Origin of the sequence: Brumimicrobium mesophilum, assembly GCF_003025005.1 — a bacterium.
GTDB classification, from domain to species: Bacteria; Bacteroidota; Bacteroidia; order Flavobacteriales_D; family Crocinitomicaceae; genus Brumimicrobium; species Brumimicrobium mesophilum.
The window spans coordinates 1-18503 of record NZ_PVSS01000011.1; the positions used below are offsets into that span (position 1 = coordinate 1).

11 protein-coding genes are annotated in these 18503 nt (G+C 35.0%); 4 read left to right on the forward strand and 7 right to left on the reverse strand.

Annotated features, from left to right (window positions below; all coding sequences use genetic code 11):
- The 3 genes from C6368_RS11890 to C6368_RS11900 form a co-directional block, all read left to right on the forward strand.
- The coding region (locus C6368_RS11890) for a gliding motility-associated C-terminal domain-containing protein (RefSeq protein WP_159038581.1) at positions 1–1814 on the forward strand (1814 nt) is incomplete at its 5' end.
- 35 nt (positions 1815–1849) lie between these two features.
- Entirely contained in the window at positions 1850–2773 is a 924-nt protein-coding gene (locus C6368_RS11895; RefSeq protein WP_107039437.1) for a PorP/SprF family type IX secretion system membrane protein, read from the forward strand.
- Positions 2774–2793: 20 nt separating this feature from the next.
- Entirely contained in the window at positions 2794–5061 is a 2268-nt protein-coding gene (locus C6368_RS11900; protein WP_107039438.1) for an OmpA family protein, read from the forward strand.
- 213 nt (positions 5062–5274) lie between these two features.
- Here C6368_RS11900 and paaZ read toward each other — a convergent pair whose 3' ends face one another.
- From paaZ to kynU, 5 genes are all read right to left on the reverse strand, one after another.
- A complete protein-coding gene (paaZ, locus tag C6368_RS11905; RefSeq protein WP_107039439.1) occupies positions 5275–7344 on the reverse strand; it encodes a phenylacetic acid degradation bifunctional protein PaaZ in 2070 nt (689 codons plus the stop codon).
- Positions 7345–7422: 78 nt separating this feature from the next.
- Positions 7423–10242, reverse strand: coding sequence for a DNA polymerase I (gene polA / locus C6368_RS11910; protein ID WP_107039440.1), 2820 nt, complete (start codon positions 10240–10242; stop codon positions 7423–7425).
- 420 nt (positions 10243–10662) lie between these two features.
- On the reverse strand, positions 10663–11736 hold the full coding sequence (locus C6368_RS11915) for a saccharopine dehydrogenase family protein (protein WP_234369134.1): 1074 nt from the start codon (positions 11734–11736) through the stop codon (positions 10663–10665).
- 138 nt (positions 11737–11874) lie between these two features.
- Positions 11875–13809 carry a WG repeat-containing protein gene (locus C6368_RS11920; protein WP_107039441.1) on the reverse strand — a complete coding sequence of 645 codons (1935 nt, stop codon included), beginning with the start codon at positions 13807–13809 and terminating at the stop codon, positions 11875–11877.
- Between the two features lie 172 nt (positions 13810–13981).
- Entirely contained in the window at positions 13982–15259 is a 1278-nt protein-coding gene (gene kynU, locus C6368_RS11925; RefSeq protein WP_107039442.1) for a kynureninase, read from the reverse strand.
- A 294-nt stretch (positions 15260–15553) separates the two neighbouring features.
- Between kynU and hemL the strand changes: the two genes are divergently transcribed.
- On the forward strand, positions 15554–16843 hold the full coding sequence (hemL, locus tag C6368_RS11930) for a glutamate-1-semialdehyde 2,1-aminomutase (RefSeq protein ID WP_107039443.1): 1290 nt from the start codon (positions 15554–15556) through the stop codon (positions 16841–16843).
- A gap of 41 nt (positions 16844–16884) precedes the next feature.
- Here hemL and hxpB read toward each other — a convergent pair whose 3' ends face one another.
- Both hxpB and C6368_RS11940 read right to left on the reverse strand, forming a co-directional pair.
- Positions 16885–17550: a hexitol phosphatase HxpB gene (hxpB, locus tag C6368_RS11935; protein ID WP_107039444.1), complete on the reverse strand. Its 666-nt coding sequence runs from the start codon at positions 17548–17550 to the stop codon at positions 16885–16887.
- Positions 17547–18377, reverse strand: a complete 831-nt coding sequence (locus C6368_RS11940; RefSeq protein ID WP_107039445.1) for a hypothetical protein — start codon at positions 18375–18377, stop codon at positions 17547–17549. The genes hxpB and C6368_RS11940 overlap by 4 nt, the downstream gene beginning before the upstream one ends.
- Positions 18378–18503 lie beyond the last annotated feature (126 nt).

The window sequence follows — 18503 nt, forward strand, 5'->3', positions numbered from 1 at the left end:
AAGAGGTAATCGATGGAACAGATCCTATTGATCCTTGTGATTACTTAGAACCAAGTGTTACTTTACCTCAAACTTCAGCTTGGGAAGCATCAGATTGTGATGAGGATGGTGTGACAAATGGACAAGAAGTAATTGATGGTACGGATCCAGTTGATCCTTGTGAATTTGTAATTGCAAATCAAACATTAACACCAAGTACAGCATGGAATGGAGCGGACTGTGATGGAGATGGAGTAACAAACGGACAAGAAGTAACGGATGGAACAGATCCGGTTGATCCATGTGATTACTTAGAAACAAGTGTTACTTTACCTCAAACTTCAGCTTGGCAAGCATCAGATTGTGATGAGGATGGTGTGACAAATGGACAAGAAGTAATTGATGGAACAGATCCAGTTGATCCTTGTGAATTTATAATTGCAAATCAAACATTAACACCAAGTACAGCTTGGAACGGAGGGGATTGTGATGGAGATGGAGTAACAAATGGACAAGAGGTAATTGATGGAACTGACCCAGCTGATCCTTGTGAATTCGTACTTGCGAACCAAATATTAACACCAAGTACTGCATGGAATGATGCGGATTGTGATGGAGATGGAGTAACAAACGGACAAGAGGTAATCGATGGAACAGATCCGGTTGATCCTTGTGATTACTTAGAATCAAGTGTTACTTTACCTCAAACTGCTGCATGGGAAGCATCAGATTGTGATGAGGATGGTGTGACAAATGGACAAGAAGTAATTGATGGAACAGATCCGGTTGATCCTTGTGAATTCGTACTTGCCAACCAAACATTAACACCAAGTACGGCATGGAATGATGCGGATTGTGATGGAGATGGAGTAACAAATGGACAAGAGGTTATTGACGGTACGAATCCACTTGATCCATGTGATTATCTTCAAGGAAGTGTAACTTTAACTCAAGGAGGTGATTGGAATAATGTAGATTGTGATGGTGACGGTGTACTTAACGGAACAGAAGTTTTAGACGGAACAGATCCAAATGATCCGTGTGATTATTTACTACCTAGTGTAACTACTGTTCAAGGTGGAGATTGGCTATTAGCAGATTGTGATGGTGATGGATCAACAAATGGACAAGAAGTTATAGATGGAACAGATCCAAATGACCCATGTGATTTTGTTTTAGCAAATCAAACCGTAAACACTAGTACCACTTGGAATGAATCAGATTGTGATGGAGACGGAGTAACCAATGGACAAGAAGTAGCAGATGGAACAAGTCCATTGGACCCATGTGATTACATACTTGATAATGTAACTATAGCACAGACCGGTGCATGGAGTAATTCAGATTGTGATGGAGATGGAGTGACTAATGGTGATGAGATATTAGATGGAACAGATCCATGGGATCCATGTGATTTCATCTTATCAAGTCAAACATTACCACCATCTCAAGTTTGGAACGATTTGGACTGTGATGGAGATGGTATATCAAATGGTGTTGAAGTATTTGAAGGAACTGATCCTCAAGACCCATGTGATCCAAAAATCTGTGGTTTGAATGTTCCAAATGCATTTACACCAGATGGTGATGGAGTAAACGATGGATGGATAATTGAGAATATTGATCAATTCCCTGATAATGAATTAGTGATTTTAAATCGATGGGGTAATGTAGTATACTCAACGGAAGGTTACAACAATGAATGGGAAGGAACATCAAATAGCAGTTTAAATGTTGGAGGTTCAACATTACCAACAGGTTCGTACTATTATGTCCTAGATACCAAGGATGAAAATATAGGTGTATTGAAAGGCTATGTTTACATCCAACGTTAAGAACAGTAGTTATTAGAATAATAAAAAATACAGATATGAAAACAATTAAGTTTTTTATAGTTGCAATTACACTAGTATTCATTGTGAATACTAGTGCGAATGCTCAGCAAGATCCGCATTTCACACAGTATTTCGATAATATGCTATTTGTAAACCCTGCATACGCAGGTAGCAGTGGCATGTTGAATGTGACAGGTCTTCACCGTGAACAGTGGGTTGGATTTGAAGGAAGGCCCCGATCATCTACATTTAGCGTACATTCGCCTCTATCATATGAGTCATTAGGTGTTGGATTGACAGCTGTAAATGATGTAGTTGGCCCTTTGAATCAAACAATGTTTTACGTTGATGCTTCTTATACATTGAAATTTAAAAATCACAGAGGGAAATTGGCATTTGGATTAAAAGGTGGAATCAATTTAATTAATATTGGGGTTGATGGTTTAAATACGGATGATCCTAATGATCCAAAGTTACTTTCAAATATTCGAAACAACATTAATCCTAATTTTGGTTTTGGAATTTACTATCACACACCAAAATTTTTCCTAGGTTTAAGTACTCCAAAGATGCTTGAACAAGCTTATGATGGATTAAGCGAAACAAACCTTGAACGTCGCCATTATTTTGGAACAATAGGAGGTGTGTTTAATGTTTCAAATAAATGGAAACTTAGGCCCACAGCAATGTTAAAGATGACTCAAAATGCACCATTAAGTTTAGATATTACATTGGCTGGTATTTATAACGAGATCTTTTGGTTGGGTGCTACGTATAGAGTGGAAGCAGCATTTGGAGCATTTGTTCAGGTTCAAATTTCGCCACAGTTCAAAGTTGGCTTTGCAAGCGATTTTGGTACTCAGGAAATACGAAACTATAACAGTGGAACTTTTGAACTATTGATGTCTTATGACTTTGTATTTAAGAAAAAAGGAATTGTATCACCTCGTTATTTTTAATCATATAATAGACAGTTTAAATGAAAGCAATATTATTAATATTAGTCGCATGTAGTTTGTCGTTGTCTGTAATTGGACAGTCAGGTAAACTCAAAAAAGCAAATGATTACTTCAATACTTTGTCTTACGCTTATGCAGCCGAATTGTATGAAGAACTGATAGGTTCAGAAGTAGATTCTCCTGAATTGAAGAGCAAATTAGCGTATAGTTATCTTAAGATGAATAATGTTGATTTGGCAATCAAATACTATTCAGATATGATAGAAAGTAGTGAAGCCAAACCAAAAGATTTTTACAATTATTCTTACGTATTGAAAAAGAATGGTAAATATGCTGAAAGTGATCATTGGATGAGCAAATACAGCGATTTTGCTACTTCTGATATAAGAGCACAGTTATTTTTAGCAAATCTAGATTACAAAAGTAAGATAGACAATACGGTTCCTTTTTTCAAGATAGAAAACCTTGAGCTAAATACAGCGTCTACTGATTTTGGTGGTTATTATAATCCGAATATGGATGAATTATACTTTATTTCTTCTAGAAGGAATAGAGCGTTCGTCAAAAATGAGTGGTCATGGAACGCCAATCGATTTTTAGATTTATATAAGGCAAAACTAGACTCAACCAATAAATTAGGTGAAATTTCATTGGTGTCAAAAGTAAATACAAGATTTCATGAAGGACCACTCGAATACGCTCCTGATGGAAAAGTAGTTTATTTTACGAGAAATAATATCTCTAAAGGAAAACAGAGAAAAGATGCAAAGCGCATTCAAAATTTAAAATTATATGTTGCGGATGTTGAAGAAGATGGTTCTTTCACAAATGAAAGAGAATTTGAATATAATTCAATTGATTATTCAGTAGGTCATCCATCTATTTCTAAAGATGGAAAAGTTATGTATTTGGCTTCTGATAAACCAGGGGGATTTGGTGGAGCCGATATTTATAAAGTTGATATTTTAGAGAATGGTGAATTTGGAGAAATGATTAACCTTGGGAGTGAAATCAATACTGAGGGTCAAGAAATGTTTCCTTATATCGATCACGAAAATAAGTTGTTTTTCTCAACAGATGGTCATTCTGGATTAGGAGGATTAGATGTTTTTGTGGCTTTACTTGAAGAAAGTTCTGTTGGAAAAATTCATAACCTTGCAGCGCCAATAAATTCACGTTTTGATGATTTTGGATTTAATTTGTCAAATGATCAAGCTAACGGATATGTTTCTTCAAATAGAGAAGGAGGGAAAGGATTAGACGATATTTATTCAGTTGAGTCAACACGTCCAATATCATTTGGTGTAGCAATTGTAGGAATTGCAAAGGATAAAAAAGACAGTATTGTTCCTTTGGCAAAAATCGATTTAAAGGATGAAAAGGGTAATATTTTAAAAACTGTAACTGCTGACGAAAATGGAGCTTATTCTTTTGTAGCAGAATATGAAAAAAACTATCAATTAACAGGTTCAAAAGCTAAATATTTTGATGGAAACAATAAAGCAAGCACTTTTTCAAATGAGTCCATCATTTATGCTGATGTGATTTTAGAAAAAAATCCAGGTTTATCATTATATGCTTTGATTACAGATAAAAAAACAGGACTTCCTTTAGACGGAGTTCAAGTTTTCTTTACAGATAATTTGAATGATTCCACATCAGAAATATTAACACCTGTTACGGGTGATTTTAGAAGAGCCCTTCACGAAAAGAAATTAAATGATAGGGGAAGTTACAGTATAGTATTGAAGAAAGAGGGTTACTTTTCAAAAATGGTAATTTATAATATCCTATTTGATAAACCGGGTCAATATGATATACATGCTAAATTAGATTTAGGGATGGACCCAGAAGTTAAAGACCTTTCAGAAATGATTAAAATCAATCCAATTAATTTTGATTTAAATAAGTACAATATTAGACCGGATGCAGCATTGGAGTTAGATAAGATTGTTGCAATAATGAATCAGTATCCGAATATGATTATTGAGCTTGGAGCACATACAGATTGTCGTGCATCGAGAGCTTATAACGAAAAACTATCAGATAGAAGAGCAAAAGCTTCTGCTGAGTATATTAGAAAAAGTATCACAGATCCATCTCGAATTTATGGAAAAGGATATGGAGAATCCATACTTTTAAATGATTGTGAATGTGAAGGAAATGTGAAGTCTGATTGTTCAGAAGAAGAGCATCAAAAGAATAGAAGAACTGAGTTTAAAGTTATCTCTACTGGAAATGATAAAGTAAAAGTGGATAACTCAAGTTCCAATAGTTTTAAGGATTAAAAACAGAATGATTACCAAACAATAAAAGCCCGGAAGATTTACTCTTTTGGGCTTTTTTCTTGCTCACAAAATTAATTTCATGAAAAAAGCGACTTTCTTTCGAGAGTCGCTTTTTGGTTTTATTTGATTTTCAATTTGTTCAGAGGTAGGGAGTCGTTTTTATCTTAAAACTCGCACTCACCCAGCCGATTTTATCGGTATTCTCTTCCTTCTCTATTGCTCTTTGAGCTTCACCATCGTTAGAATCGTTGCAAAACCAACCAATGGCTCTTCTGCATCTTCGTCCAACATTTCCACAAACCATTTTACGATTCCACGCTTTATTAAGGTTTTTGGATCATCTTCTTTTGGTGTTGTGTCATTCGGAACCATTTCTTTACACGTAAATCGAATGTGCATTTTAGACCCAGCATAAACTGGTTTTGTAAAACGTAAATTGTCAATTCCGTAGTTCAAAAGAACTGGATTCATTTCGTAACTATCAACAAATAATCCTGCTGATGCACTCATTAAGAAATAACCGTGAGCAACTTGTTCATCGAACATTGTTCCTTCGAAATTTGTATCTCTTTTATGCGCATAAAAATTATCACCTGATAAAGCAGCAAATTGATCGATATCGTCTGCTGTAATTTCACGTGCTTCAGTAATCAATTGATCACCAACGTTTAATTCTTCGTAATATTTTTTGAAAGGATGTTCTTCAATTTCGGTTCCTTTTGCACCTTGTTGATAAACCTGCGTAATCGCTGTTATCGTTGTTGGGTGACCTTGAATTGCAGTACGTTGTAAATAGTGCATAATTCCACGTTTACCACCCATTTCTTCACCACCTCCGGCACGTCCAGGACCACCGTGAGTTAATAAAGGCAATGGAGAACCGTGACCTGTACTTTCTCTAGCACATTCTTCGTTCAACACCAAAATACGACCATGCATACTCGCTGCGCCAAGTACATATTGTGTTGCTTCATCGTTGCAAGGAGTTACAATTGAGGAAACCAAAGAACCTTTCCCCATTTTAGTTAATTCAATGGCGTCTTCCAAGGTTTTATATGGCATAATTGTCGAAACTGGACCAAATGCCTCGATAGAATGCACGTCAATTTTTTCAAAAGGAACATCATTTCTAAATAGAATAGGAGGGAAGAACGCACCGATGTTTTTATCTGCACCAGTCACATCAAATTCATCCATGTCACCATAAACGATTTTTTGTGATTTGGAAAGTTCTTCAACTTTCTCACGTACTTCTTTCACTTGATCAGGAGAAGCCAAAGATCCCATTCTCACACCTTCAGCAGAAGGATCACCCATTATCGTTTTAGATAATCTGTCTGAAATAGCTGATTGAACTTCATCCATCAATTCTTCTGGAGCGAAAATACGACGAATCGCAGTACATTTCTGTCCTGCTTTTGTTGTCATTTCACGTACAACTTCTTTTACGAAAATTGCAAATTCCGGAGTGTCTGGAGTAGCTTTCTTTCCTAAAACAATGGCATTTAATGAATCTGCTTCTAAATTAAACGGAACATTATTGTTTGTAATAACAGGGTTTGATTTCAATTTCAAACCTGTACTCGCACTTCCTGTAAATGTCACAATATCAGAAGATGTAACATGGTTAATTAATTCTCTTGCAGAACCCAAAACAAGCTGTAAAGAACCTTCAGGTAATATTTTCGAAGCAATAATATCTTCAACAACTGCTTGCGTTAAATAACTGGTAACACTTGACGGTTTAACCACAGCAGGAACACCCGCCATTAAATTCACCGCTACTTTTTCCAACATTCCCCAAACAGGAAAGTTGAAGGCGTTAATGTGAATTGCAACACCTTCTTTTGGTACCATAATGTGGTGACCAATGAAAGTTCCATTCTTAGAAAGTGGAGCTGCTTCACCGTCTACATAATACGGTAAATCTGGGAATTGTCTTCTTAAAGAGGCATTGGCAAATAAATTTCCAATACCACCTTCGATATCAACCCACGAATCTCCTTTTGTAGCACCTGTCCAAGCACTTACTTCGTAATATTTCTTTTTGTTGTCTAACAAATAAAGTGCAAGTGCTTTCAACATTCGACCACGCTCATGGAAAGTCATTTTTCTTAATTTCTCTCCACCAGTTGTGCGACCGTAATCTAAAATTTCAGCAAAATCAAATCCTTTACTTGAAACACTTCCAATTTTCTCACCTGTGATGGCGTTGTGTAGCTCTGTTTCAGAACCTTCTCCACTTTTCCACTCACCACAAACGTAACTTTTTATTTCTTGCATAACATTAATCTCTTTTGAACTCTAAATATAACTTTCTTTTAGTGATTTTAAGGGGGGATTGGGTAAAAAACGCCCCTACTAATGCGCCTCCAACCAATTCGTCGCGAATTCCATTTCAATATCCAATGGAACGACCAACTTTACAGCGCCTTCCATTTCTTCTTTTACTATTTTTGAAACGATGTCTTTTTCTGATTTTAATACATCAAAAACCAATTCATCATGCACTTGAAGTAACATTCTTGAAGTTAGGTTTTGTTCACGCATTTTATTGTAAATATTGATCATCGCTACTTTAATAATATCGGCAGCACTTCCTTGAATTGGAGCGTTGATGGCATTTCGTTCTGCGAATCCTCTCACAATTGCATTCGAGGAATGAATGTCTGGCAAATAACGACGACGTTTCATTATCGTTTCAACATATCCGTGTTCTTTGGCTTCTTCCTTCGCTTTGTCCATGTAGGATTTTATCGTAGGATATTGCTCAAAATAACTGTCAATAATTGATTTTGCTTCTCTTCTTGAAATACCCAAATTTTGAGATAATCCAAATGCCGATTGACCATAGATAATTCCAAAGTTCACCGCTTTTGCGTTGCTTCTTTGCTCTCTCGTTACTTCATCAATTTCAATTCCATAAACTTTCGCTGCTGTTGCGGCGTGAATATCCAATTTGTTTTGGAAAGCTTCAATCATGTTTTTATCACCACTCAATGCCGCGATAATACGCAATTCTATCTGTGAATAATCGGCTGCCATCAGGTAATGATCATCATTCTTCGCTACAAATGCTTTTCTAATTTCACGACCTTTTGGTGTTCGAATTGGAATATTCTGCAAGTTCGGATTTGTAGAACTTAATCGACCTGTTGCGGCCACAGTTTGCATGTAATGTGTGTGCAACCTTCCATCTTGTTCATCCACAAGCGTTGGCAATGGATCAACATAAGTGCTTTTTAATTTTCGCAATGAACGATAATCCAAAATCAAAGGAATTATTTCATGGTCATTTACATGTTTTTGAAGCGTATCTTCTGAGGTCGAATACTGACCTGTTTTGGTCTTTTTTGGTTTTTTAGAAATTTCTAAAGTTTCGAATAAAACTTCACCCAATTGTTTCGGAGAGTCCAAATTAAATTCAACTCCAGCTAATTCTAGAACCTTTTCTGTAATTTCATTAAGGGTGATTTCTAATTCTTCAGAGAAAGCCTTTAAACTTTCAATATCTAACTGAATTCCTACCTGTTCCATTGCTTTTAACACAGAAGTTAATGGCATTTCCATGTTATAGAACAATTCCTTTAAGTGATCTTTCTGAATTTCTGGTTCAAAAAGTTCTTTCAACTGCCAAGTGATGTCTGCATCTTCACAAGCATAATCAACAATGTCTTTTTGTTCTAAATCACGCATTGATTTTTGATTCTTCCCTTTTTTACCAATCAAATTTTCAATTGGAACGGTCGTATAATTTAGATAATAAGTTGCCAAATCATCCATACCGTGTCTGCTGTCAGGTGAAAGCAAATAATGAGCAATCATTGTATCAAAACGAGGTCCTTTAATTTTTATACCGTATCGGTTGATGACCTGTTCGTCGTATTTTATATTATGTGCAACTTTCTCAATTTTCTCTGAAGTAAAGAAAGGAGCGAATTTTTCTAATAAGGATTTAGCCTTTTCGAATTCTTCTGGAAATGGAACATAATAAGCTTCTTTGGCTTTAAAAGAAAATGCGATTCCAACTAAATCTGCGTTTCTGGCCTCTAAACTTGATGTTTCTGTGTCAAAACACACAGATTTTTGTTCTAAAAGTGTTGAAATGAGCTTTTGTTGTTCTTCTTCTGTTTCTACAAAATGATAATTCGCCTTTTCCGTTTCCAAAGATTTCATTTCTTCCGCTGGAACTTCTGCTGGACTATCTTGAGATGAATTAGCCGCTGTTCCAAATAAATCTAATTGTCCGTTATCGTTTGAAACTCCAGCATTGGATGCAGTAATCACCAATTCTTCACCTAAAACACGTTTTGCAATTCCTCTAAATTCAAGTTCGGTGAAAATCTCACGGATTTTATCATCATCGTGCGGACAAATTTCTAAATCATCGGCATCAAAAACAACATCTACGTCCGTGATAATCGTCGCTAATTTTTTGGATAATTCACCTTGTTCTTTAAAGTTGATGACGTTCTCTTTTTGTTTCCCTTTGAGTTGATCAACATTTTCAAAAAGTCCTTCCATTGAACCATAAGCCTTAACGAGCTTTTTGGCGGTTTTCTCGCCTATTCCTGGAATTCCCGGGATATTATCTGAAGCATCACCCCACATTCCAAGAATATCAATTACTTGCAAAGGATCTTCAACTTCAAATTTCTCTTGAATTTCGGGAACTCCCCAAACCTCAGCTGGTTTTTTACCACGACCAGGTTTATACATAAAAATATGCTCAGAAACCAACTGACCAAAATCTTTATCAGGCGTCATCATATAAGTTGTGAATCCTTCTTTTTCTGCCATTTTTGCCAAGGTTCCAATTACATCATCCGCTTCAAAGCCCATTTTCATTAAAATCGGTATTTTAAAAGCTTCTATAATGCGTTTAATAGGCTCAATCATGCTGCGGATATCCTCCGGCATTTGTTCACGTTGCGCCTTATATTCAGAAAATTCTTCGATACGATTTGTTGCACCACCTGGAGGATCAAAAACTACTGCAATATGTGTTGGTTCCTCCTTTTTAATAACATCCAACATTGCATTTGTGAATCCAAAAGCAGCAGAAGTATTTTCTCCTTTAGAATTAATTCTCGGGTTTTTGAAAAATGCAAAATATGACCTGTAGATTAGGGCGAATGCATCGAGTAAGAAAAGTTTTTTATCCGTTTTTGGAGTTAACATAATGTAAAAATTTGATTCAAAGATAAGTTTTTTATTTAGACAAAGACGTGACTATTGCAGCTTAAAGTAGGGTGGGTGGTTTGCGCAATGGAACGCGGATGACGCGGATGCAAGCAGCGCGGATTTTCACGGATTTTTCAAAATGTAAGAAAACCTTTTTCGATGTTTATAAAGAATTAGGAATTGTTTTGATTTAAGGTTTTATAAATGGAAAATTTTTAATTACGAATTACGAATGATGGAATTGAAATTGTAGGGACGTTTTGTATACTTAGCGAAGCGATCTCACGACCAACGGGAGTAAACGTCCGTATTGCAATGGCTTTTCAAAATGATGTTTTAGGGCTTGCAGCATCAATTGTAAATCCGCGTTCGTAGATCCGCGTCATCCGCGTTCCATTACAGCGCAACAATTCGTAATTATTTCCCGTCTTTATATTTCTCATACATACTCCCAAAATGTGATTCCATAAATAAGGTGAGATCAATTTCTTCTTGCTTAATGAATCCTTTGTTTTTCAGTTTGCCTTCTGAAACTAAATCCACAACTGCTGAAATACTACAAGCTGTTGTCCAGCTAATTGCTCTCCAATCTTTCCCTTCGATTTCAATATTTCTGTAGGATTCACTGAATTCTTTTCGTCTTAATTGACCATCGATTTTTCCTTCTACGGCAGCGTAAACCAAAACGATATCATCATCAACTAGTGGTAAGGCATTCGTTAAAATTTCTTTGGCTGTTTTTCTGTCGTTCTTTAATCCTAGGTCGTAAAGTAAAAGTTTCATTCCATCTCGGTGACCCGGATAGCGCATCGTTTTGTAGTTTAAAGTATCTACTTTTCCATCCAAAGTTGCGCACATTGTGCCTAAACCACCGGAAGTAGAAAAAGCTTCATATTGTCTTCCGTTGATGTTGATAATTTCCACATCATCAAGTGAACTCACCATTTTACGTTTGCCATTGTGAATCACTTCTGCGTCGTTGATGTATTCGTTGATTACGCCGTCGGCACTCCAAGTAAAACTATAACCCAATTGTCCCATCGGGTGAAGAGGCAAAGCACCAACTCTTAATTTAACCGCTCGAATTTCAGAAAATTGGTTATACAATCCTGCGCCTAAAATCCCAATAAATCCTGGGGCTAATCCACATTGTGGTGCCATGACAGCTTTACTATTTTTTGCCATTTCTTGAATAGCATTCAAAGTCGGTACATCTTCCGTTAAATCGAAATAATGAACGCCCATATCGGCCGCTGTTTGCGCAATCTTAATATTCAAAAAGTAAGGTAAACAAGAAACAATAGCTTCTTTATCTTTAAGAAAATCGCGAATAGTTTCGTCCTTTGAAACATCACCAATTTTAACTTCAAAAGAAAATTCCTCGTCAGATTTTGCCTGATCCATTCCTTCAACTTCATATTTGGAGCTCAATAAGGTTGCTACAAGGCTACCTACTTTTCCCAATCCTAAAACACCTATTTTCTTAATCATTTTTTTAATTGTTAATTATCAATGTTTAATTATTAACGTGATAGTGATATTTCATTTTAATAAATTGTATCGAAATTTACAAGTAATATTTGAGATTTAAGAACGGTAACTTGGATTATAGATTTATAATCCAAGTTTTTAATAATAGGAGTACGGATCTCGAAGGTTTTTGGCTCGGTAAAAAAGTCCAATTGGTAACTCATTACAAAACTGTCCCGGATTTATACTTCCTTCATATTCATTGCTGTAGATGGTTTTCCCTTCTTTTGAATCAATTGGTTCACCGCTTTTTACAAACTTTATTTTCAAACGCAATTTTGTTTTGAATGAACCAACATACGCAGGTGCTTTAAGTTCCCAATAGCTTTTAGATGTTAAAGTTTTATCACGGAAACCATTTCCGCAACGTGCAGTGTTGACTATACTAATGTCTCTCCAAATACCATCTTCGTCTAAAGCTTGAGTGTATGCAAATAACCTCCCATCATAGACTTTAACTTCAACATCTTCCTTCGTGTTATTCGCTAATACTACAGAATAAAACAAATAGCTGTTTGAAGGATTATCAGATTCAAATCGTAATGTATCCAATTTGTTTGTATTTACTTTAAAGTTCAAGACATCCTTTTTCAATTCATTCTCAATTAAACTGAAGTCTTTTTCTTCATCATCCGCATAGAAATACGAATAGTTGATATAATCAATATTGTAATCTAAAACAGGATAATCTTCCTTCGTTTTCCATAAAATTTTGCCCTTTTTATTGATATAGCTTAATTCACCATTGATATCAACGGCAAAAACACCATTTCTGTAATAATGGATGTTATCAAATATAGGTTCTGTTATATAAGTGTCGTCAATTCTTGCTAAGCCATACAATGTTCTACCGTCGATTTCTTCATTTGCATAAAAGAAAAAACCTTCATCCATTCCTTGGATTTTTATGTCTTCAAATTTAGGTGGAATTTTATAAACTCCATTCGTGTCAATTAAACCCCATTTATCCTCTGATTTTACAGAAGCATAATCATTTTCATAAAAACTACTTGACATTATTAAATCAAAAGAATGACTCCCAACTTTTTCCATTTGAGTGTTAATCATGTAGAGTTTATCATCATCTTTTCTTTTAACAAAGGCACGATGATTATAAAAATTAGAAACACTTTTAATTAATGTATCATTTAAAACAATTTCTCCTTTAAGATTGATGTAACCTTTATGTGTATTGTTATGGTCTTTATCCTCTATGATTTCATCGAATCTATTTCGCTTGTTACTAATAGTTATTGGAGCTAAGCCATTTTGAAAATATCCATTGAAGTTTTCATTTTCTGCGAGCATAATCTTGAAAAAATATTTTCCATTAGTATCAACAGGACCCGAGTAATCAGAGTAAAATACATCTGCTTCGCAACTCTTATTTATTGTAATTGCAACCCCGTTATGGAATTCTAAAAAGTTGCAGAAGGAATCAAAAGGAATGAGTACGTTTCCAGCTGTGTCAATTAAAGAGTAGTTGATTCCCCATTGAAAACCATCTGTAATTTTTCCATCTAAATTAAAAACAACATAAGTTCCTTCATGGTAATCGGCTATACCATCATAAATTGTATCAATAATAAGTTGCTCTGTGATTGGATTCCAAATACCCGCTTTACCCGATGCACTTTCGATTATATAATTTTCGTCGGTAGATCTGTATAGTGAAAAAATTTTCGATTCAATGGTTTTAATTTCCCCATTGCTTTTATAAATGTAAATCGATTTGTTTTTGATTTTTGCGTTAGCAATTCCATTAAGAAATCCAGAAGCAAAATCAAATTGAGGTTTAATAACATATTCACCTTTTAAATCGATAAAACCATACAGTCCGTTTTCTCTAACTGCAGCAAGCCCTTCAGAAAATTCTCCACCAACAATAAATTTGGGCTCAATAACAACTGCCCCTTCACTATTTATATAACCAACGTTCCCTTTTTCGATAATTCTAAACAACGTTTCTTCTTGACCAAAGGAGACCATTGATACAAGTAAAAGTTGAATTATAAGAATGAATTTTAGTTTCATATTTATTACATGTTGCTATAATATAACCTATATCAATAAATTGGTTACTACTTCGATAAAACATCAATTCTTCATTGATAAATCTCAACTATCCAAAACTTATTAATTAAAGCAGTTAGCACAAAATTCGTAATTCATAATTCTCCCATTCGTAATTCAAAAAATTCAATTCTTAAAGAATTGAATTTTTCAAAATTTCCCCAAATCGATAAACATCTTCAAACGAATTATACAAAGGAACTGGAGCAATACGAATTACGTTGGGTTCACGCCAATCTGCTACAACACCTTCTTTAGACATCGCATCGAATAAACTTTTTCCTTGTCCGTGGGCTAAAATACTCAATTGAGAACCTCTTTCTGCTGGGTCTTTTGGTGTTATAATTTCGAAATTTGCATTTTCAGATTCTTTTGAAACCTCCCCAATCACAAACTCCAAATACGCTGTTAAATCATTTCGTTTTTTACTGATTGCTGACATTCCAACTTCATTGAAAATATCTAACGAAGCCATGTGAGCTGCCATTCCTAAAACAGGAGCATTACTTAATTGCCAAGATTCAGCACTTTGAATCGGTTGAAACTCAGGTTGCATTTTAAAACGTGTTTCCTTGTCATGTCCCCACCAACCTGCAAAACGAGTTAGTTCATCATTTGAAACGTGTTTTTCGTGAACGAACATTCCTGAAACACCACCTGGACTAGAATTCAAATATTTATATGTACACCATGCTGCGAAATCTACGTTCCAATCGTGTAAAGAAAGTTTAACGTTTCCTGCTGCGTGTGCTAAGTCAAAACCAACTTTTGCACCGACTTTATGACCTGCTTCTGTGATCGATTTCATGTCGAAAAGTTGACCAGTGTAATAATTCATTCCACCAATCATGACCATTGCTAGTTCATCACCTAATTCGTTGATTTTAGCAATAACATCTTCATTTCTGATTAAATGTTCTCCCTCTCTAGGAAATAATTCAACAATCGCTTCGTCAATAGAATAACCATGAAATTTCACTTGTGATTGCAACGCATATTGGTCAGATGGAAAAGCTTTTCCTTCACAAAGAATTTTGATTCGTTTTCCTTCTGGTTTGTAAAACGAAACCATCAATAAATGCAAGTTTGTAGTTAAAGAGTGTGTGATTACAACTTCTTTATTTGTTGCTCCTACAATTTTAGCTGCTTTTTCTGTCAATAATTCATGGTAAGAAAACCAAGGGTTTTTAGCATCAAAATGACCTTCAACACCCCATTTTGCCCAATCATTTAATTCTTGTTGAATATATTCTTGCGTTCGCTTTGGTTGTAATCCTAAAGAATTTCCGGTGAAATAAACCACAGGTTTTTCGTGAAAATCAGGAATAAAAAATTCATCTCTCCATTTTCTCAATGGATCATTTTGGTCTTTTTCTTGAGCGAAAGCAAGTGTGTTTTTATATTCTGACATTTTGGAGTGTTTTAATTTTAGAATCCGAAAATATAAAATTATACAGTAGTGTTCTATAAAAAGAGAAGAAAATGTAGATAAGGTTCAGTAGTGCTTATCGATCTAAAAACAGAGTTAAATTCAAATATAAAAAGCTATAAGTGTAATTATGTACTAGAAACCATCAGGTAAATACAAATGTAAAAATCGGTACTTGTACTTATCTTAACCAAATCATTCCAATATTATTCAATTGGAAATCTCACGAATCTGCCAAGTAATCCTTAAGTTTGCAGCAAATAAAAAATGTTGTCAATGAAACGTTCGAATTCTGAAAAATTATACGAAAAAGCGCTTAACTATTTCCCTGGAGGAGTAAATTCTCCGGTACGTGCTTTTAAAGCAGTTGAAGGTGCTCCATTATTCATTAAAAAAGGAAAAGGTCCTTACATTTGGGATGAAGATGAAAATCAATTTATTGACTTCTGTTGTAGTTTTGGTCCGCATATTTTAGGTCATAATTACCCAGATGTTCACCAAAATATCGTTGATAATTTAGCGAATGGAACAAGTTTCGGTGCGCCAACAAAATTAGAAAATGAATTGGCGGAAATCATTATTTCTCGTAATCCATATATTGATAAAATTAGATTTGTAAGTTCTGGAACAGAAGCGGTAATGTCGGCAATTCGTTTGGCTCGAGGATATACAGGAAGAAATAAAATCATCAAATTTGAAGGTTGTTACCACGGACATGCAGATGCATTGTTGGTAAAAGCGGGTTCAGGTTTGGTTACAACTGGACTAAGTTCAAGTGCAGGTGTTCCAGAAAATGTTGTGGCAGACACTATCGTAATTCCATTGAATGACGAAGCTGCATTGGAAGCTGCTTTTGAAAAATATGCGCATGAATTAGCATGTGTAATCATTGAACCAATTCCAGCAAATAACGGATTGTTGTTGCAAGAGCGTTCTTTCTTATTGAAATTACGTGAGATTTGTACAGCGCACAATGTTTTATTGTTCTTTGATGAGGTAATTTCAGGATTCCGTGTTGCTTTTTCAGGAGCTGCAGAATATTATGATATTACTCCAGATATCGTTTCTTACGGGAAAATCATCGGTGGTGGATTGCCTGTTGGGGCTTACGGAGCAAAAAATCACATTATGCAAAGTGTTGCGCCTGAAGGACCAGTTTATCAAGCAGGAACTTTGAGCGGGAATCCAGTGGCTATGTCAGCGGGTATAGCACAATTAACTGTGTGTAGTCAACCTGGTTTTTACGAAGACCAAGAAGAACGTACGCAAGTATTTGTGAATAGTGTAAATGCTCACGCAAAAGAGAAAGGCTATGATTTCGCATTGGTTACAATCGGATCAATTTTCTGGATTGCTTTTTCTGATCAAACAACAATTAGAAGTGCTTCACAAATTGATGCAGACATGTCGCCATTTACAAAGTTACATAAAGCGCTATTGGAAAGAAATATTTATGTTGGACCAAGTGGATATGAAGTTGGATTTGTTTCTTACGTTCATACAAAAGAGATTCTTGAAAACGCAGCACAGCAATTTAAGAATGCGTTGGATGCGGTATTTTCTTGATGAATTTTTTTAACCATGTAGAGGTGCAATGCATTGCGCCTCTACATGGTTAAAAAAACATCTAACAATTCATTTAAATTATCCACCCGTAAATCTGCGACCTTTAATTGCTCCGAAATTTCATGTGTTCCATCTGGAACTGCTACAACATTCATTTTCGCTGCTTTTCCAGCGATTGCTCCGTTTAAAGAATCTTCGATAACCAAACAGTTCTGAGGTTCGCTATTCAATAGTTTTGCTACTTCAATATAAACTTCTGGATGAGGTTTTCCATAAGTGCAATTCTGAGCAGAAAGTGTTGCATCGAAAAAATGAGCGATTCCTATTTTCTCTAAACTTGTGTCAATTAAAATTTGATACGAAGAACTCGCTAAACCGATTTTCATTCCTTTAGACTTAAAGAATTCTAAGAGTTCAACAACACCTTTCATAGGCTGACCATTGGCTTTAATTCCGTTGACCATTTCCAACATGATTTCATCAACGACTTCTACTTGCGTTTTGTTCTTCCATGGATATAGCGCATGCCAGTAATCAACAACTTCGTCAATTCTTAATCCGACCGTTTTTTCTCCGCCTACTTTGATGAAATCAATTCCGATAGTTGCAAAAACCTTAATTTCTGCTGCTTTCCATAGAGGTTCAGAGTCAATTAAAACTCCATCCATGTCAAAAATAACTGTATCGATATTTTTATAATCTATCATTTCTTTAATTTGTAAAGGTAGTTTCCAGTGAAAAATCCAGAAGCGTTTTCATCCGTTAAATAAATGAATTTATCATCCACAGTAATTCCCTCTTTTTGTGTCCAAGAATCGTGTTTGTATTCTTTTTTCTGCACCCAAGAACTATTCTCCCAAACCAGCTGATAAACTTTCGCATAAGTGAGAATAAACAATTCACCGTCAAAATAAGTAGCGTCTGTAATACTTTCTTCTCTCCAGTTAGTTGGAGGTAATTTCAAATCATTTTGCAGCTTAGCTTGATAAGTTCCTGGCTCCGTTGGTAAGGTATAAACCTTTGAAATTCCATCGAAAGGAACAGTTCTGTTTTTCGTAAATACAATTAGTTGATTGTCCTTCAAAATTAACCCTTCTGCATCAAAGTATAATTCAGATTTTTGAGGTGGAAATTGATTTTGATCAGGATAATTAAAGAATATCTTTTCGGCATCGACACTTTCATTTTTTAATACATCTTCCATTTTAACTTTGTAAATAACTAAGTCTTTACGCTTGTTTGCATTGTTTCCAAAATCACCAACATACAAGTATTCTTCACCATCATAAGCCAATGCTTCCCAATCTACATTTGTTGCATTTTTTAATACGCAAGTATGTTTAATTTTCCCTCTTTTATTGAAAACATAGATTTTCTCTTCGTTTCCAGAATCGTTGATAGTTAAAAATGAACATTTATATTTGATTAAAGCCGAAGTTTCAACCAAAACTGGAGGCAAGACAGTAACTTTATTTTGTGCGTGATTTAAGGTGTTGATTAGAAGAAATAGAAATGATATCAAAAATTTATACATTGAAAACTATTTATATGTTGTGATTACATACAATGATAAGTAAATTAAGAGGGCAAAAAAAAATTTTATTTTATCAAACTGTTAATTAACACGATAATTCTATACTTTTATCTCTAAAATTTAGAA